The organism is Streptomyces sp. FH025 (assembly GCF_017427025.1).
Taxonomy (GTDB): Bacteria; Actinomycetota; Actinomycetes; order Streptomycetales; family Streptomycetaceae; genus Kitasatospora.
The window spans coordinates 1-3,678 of sequence record NZ_JAFLNG010000733.1 but is presented as its reverse complement, the minus strand read 5'-3'; the positions used below and the strand labels follow the sequence as shown (position 1 = coordinate 3,678).

Here is a 3,678-nt window from a genome sequence, read left to right as displayed (position 1 = left end):
CGAGACGATCGAGGACACCGCCGAGCTGGTCACCGCCGCGGGCGGCCGGGGCATCGCGGTGCCGACCGACCACCTGGTGCAGTCCCAGGTGGCCGCCCTGGTGGCACGGATCGAGGCCGAGCAGGGCCGGCTGGACGTCCTGGTGAACGACATCTGGGGCGGCGAGAAGCTGTTCGGCTGGGACACCCCGGTCTGGGAGCACGACCTGGACGACGGCCTGCGGTTGCTGCGCCTGGCGGTGGAGACGCACGCGGTCACCAGCCACCACGCCCTGCCGCTGCTGCTGAAGAACCCGGGCGGCCTGGTGGTGGAGATGACGGACGGCACGGAGGAGTACAACCGCGCCAGGTACCGCAACTCCTTCTTCTACGACCTGGCCAAGTCCTCGGTGCTGCGGATGGCCTTCTCCCTCGGCCACGAGCTGGGCTCGCGCGGCGCCACCGCCGTCGCGCTCACCCCCGGCTGGATGCGCTCGGAGATCATGCTGGAGCAGTTCGGCGTGACCGAGGAGACCTGGCGCGACGCGCTGGCCGAGGAGCCGCACTTCGGCATCTCGGAGACCCCGTACTTCGTCGGCCGGGCCGTCGCCGCGCTGGCCGCCGACCCCGAGGTCTCCCGCTGGAACGGCCGCTCGCTCTCCAGCGGACAGCTCGCCCGGGAGTACGGCTTCACCGACCGGGACGGCAGCCGGCCGGACTGCTGGCGCTACCTGGTCGAGGTGCAGGAGGCGGGCAGGCCGGCCGCACCGGAGTCCTACCGCTGAGCCACCCGGTCCTGCCGCCGACCCGCCGCTGACCTTCCCTGAGCCCCGAACCCCCTTTCGGCGGCGGCGCGTTCACCGCCTGCGAACGGAACTCCATTCCCTTCGCCGCGTATTGACCGCGCCGTCGCCGACTCCCAATAATCGGCCCGATCGGGGCACCCCAGGGAACCCGTGTCGCACGTGTCGCACTGACCTCACCGGACCCGGGAGCGGCCCATGAACGACCAGCCGAGCGACCAGCCGACCAGCCCGTCGACCGACCACCCCAACCTTCACCCCCACCAGGCCGAACTCGCCGCCCTCGCCGAGGAGTTCTTCGCCGCCGAGAACGGCCACAACCCCTTCGAGGCCACCCTCTGCGGCGTCGAGGGCTACGCCCACGAGGTGCCCGACCCGTCCCGCGCGGCCGCGCTGCGCCACCGCGAGGCCCTGCGGGGCTTCGGGGCGCGGCTGGCCGCGATCCCACTGGACGGGCTGACCGGCGAGGAGCGCATCACCCACCGGGTGCTCGCCCGGCTGATCGACAACAACACCGGCCGGATCACCCACGGGCTGGCCGACTTCAGCGTCTCCGCGACCATCGTCGCCCCGCACAACGAGGTGTTCACCACCCTCGCGATGACCGCCGTCGACCAGGAGGGCACCGACGCCTACCTGGAACGCCTGGCCGCCCTGCCCGGCTACTTCGACGCCGCCCTGCAACGCACCGTGGAGGCCGCCGTCGAGGGCCGCCGCCCGCTGCGCAGCGGGGTGGACGCCGCCGTCACCCAGCTGGACGCCTACCTGGCCGCCGGCCCGGCCGCGGACCAGCTGCTGCGCCCGCTCCAGGGCCGCCGGGAGTTCGAGCGGGCCCTGGCGATCGTCCGCGAGGGCGTACGGCCGGCGGTGGCCCGCTACCGGGCAGGGCTGGCCCAGCAGCTGGCACCGGGCGCCCGCCCGGACGACGAGGCCGGGGTCTGCCACGTGCGCGGCGGCGCCGAGGGCTACGCCGACGCCGTCTCCCGCTTCACCCGGCCCGGGCTCACCCCGGAGGAGGTGCACCGGACCGGCCTGGACGCGGTGGCGGCGCTGCGCGAGGAGTTCGCCGAGCTCGGCGGCAAGGTGCTCGGCCTCTCCGGCACCGAGGCCGTCCTGACCGCGCTGCGCGAGGACCGCTCGCTGCGCTTCGGCAGCGCGGCCGAGATCGTCGCCCTGGTCGACGACGCCCTGGAGCGCGCCCGCCGCGCCTCGGCCGACTGGTTCCGTCCGTACCCGATCGCCGACTGCGTGACCAGGGAGATCGACCCGATCGAGGCGGAGACCGCGCCACTGGCCTACTACCAGCCGCCGGGCCCGGGCGGGCTGCCCGGCACGCACTGGATCAACACGCTGCGCCCGGAGGACCGGTTCAGCTACGAGTACGAGGCGATCGCCTTCCATGAGAGCGTGCCCGGCCACCACCTGCAGATCGCCGTCGCGCAGACCCTGCGCCACCTGCCGGAGTTCCGGCAGAAGCCGAGCGGCCAGCTGACCGCCCACGTCGAGGGCTGGGGCCTGTACACCGAGCGGTTGGCGGACGAGATGGGCCTGTACAGCTCGGAGCTGTCCCGCTTCGGCATGCTCTCGCTGGACGCGCTGCGGGCGGTGCGCCTGGTGGTGGACACCGGGCTGCACCACTACGGCTGGTCCCGGGAGCGGGCAATGGCCTTCATGCGGGAGAACACCGCCACGCCCGAGGCCAACGTCCGCAACGAGATCGACCGCTACATCGCCTGGCCGGGGCAGGCCACCGCCTACCTGATCGGGCGGCAGGAGATCGTCCGGCACCGCGAGCGGGCGCGGGCCGCGCTCGGCGGGCGCTTCGACGTCCGGGAGTTCCACCACCAGCTGATCGGGCACGGCAGCCTGCCGCTGGGGGTGCTGGACGATCTGATCACCGACTGGATCGCGACGGTGTAGCCGGGGTCCGAACACGGCGTCAGCGGGTAACCGGGGCCCGGTCACGGCCTCAGCGGGTAACCGGGGCCCGGTCACGGCCTCAGCGGGTAACCGGGGCCCGGTCACGGCGTCAGCGGGTGACGCGCCGTCGCGGAAACGATTCCGCGCGCCCGCGACGGTCTTCCCGCGCCCGGACGTGGCGTCACCCTTTCGGCCCCCTCGACACGGTAGTGTCCGCTGGCGCGGCCTCCGGTGAACACCGCCGGCCGGCCGTCCCATCGCAACGACCTGGAGGAACTCCGTGCCGGCTCCCGCCCGAGGTGCCCTGGCCATAGCCGCGGCCGTCCTGCTCGCCGCAGCCGCAGGCTGCTCGTCCGGCGGCGGCCACACCACCGCCAAGAACGGCGGCCACACCAAGGAGGCCGCGCACGCCTCCGCCCCGGCCGCCGCCGGCGACGCCGCCCAGCCCGCCCCGGCCGCGATCGTCACCGGCCCCGGCCCGAAGAGCTCGTACGACGCCCAGCCGCAGCCCGCGCCGGGCAGCTGCCACTACCGCTACACCACGGACAAGCAGCCGCTGCCCGACCCGAACTGCACCCCGGGGGCGATCAGCCCGGCGGTCAACCAGGGCAACATCAACGACACCATCTGCAAGCCCGGCGGCTACACCTCGACCATCCGCCCGCCGGTGAACATCACCGGCAAGGAGAAGACCGAGAACGCCAAGTCCTACGGCTACACCGGCCCGATGGGCGACGCCGAGTACGACCACCTGATCAGCCTCCAGCTCGGCGGCGACCCCAACGACCCGCGCAACCTGTGGGTCCAGCCGCCCTCCCCCGGACACGTCCCGGGCAAGGGCCCGAACAACCCGAAGGACTCGGTGGAGACCCACCTGCACACCGCGATCTGCAAGGGGCAGGTCACCCTGACCGCGGCCCAGCAGGCGATCGCCACCGACTGGACCACGGCGGAGGCCAAGCTCGGCATCAGCAAGG

General features: G+C 73.5%; 3 protein-coding genes. All 3 read left to right on the top strand.

The window, feature by feature from the left end:
- Nucleotides 1–763 (top strand): SDR family oxidoreductase (locus tag J0670_RS32915; protein WP_207815806.1); only part of this gene is annotated, 763 nt, incomplete at its 5' end.
- Between the two features lie 216 nt (nucleotides 764–979).
- Nucleotides 980–2,701, top strand: a complete 1,722-nt coding sequence (locus tag J0670_RS32910) for a DUF885 family protein (RefSeq protein ID WP_207815805.1) — start codon at nucleotides 980–982, stop codon at nucleotides 2,699–2,701.
- 280 nt (nucleotides 2,702–2,981) lie between these two features.
- Nucleotides 2,982–3,678 (top strand): hypothetical protein (locus tag J0670_RS32905; protein ID WP_307806802.1); only part of this gene is annotated, 697 nt, incomplete at its 3' end.

What these genes read in the sequence shown, in the direction of transcription:
- J0670_RS32910 (WP_207815805.1), top strand. Translation starts at nt 980, where the DNA reads ATGAACGACCAGCCGAGCGACCAGCCGACCAGCCCGTCGACCGACCAC.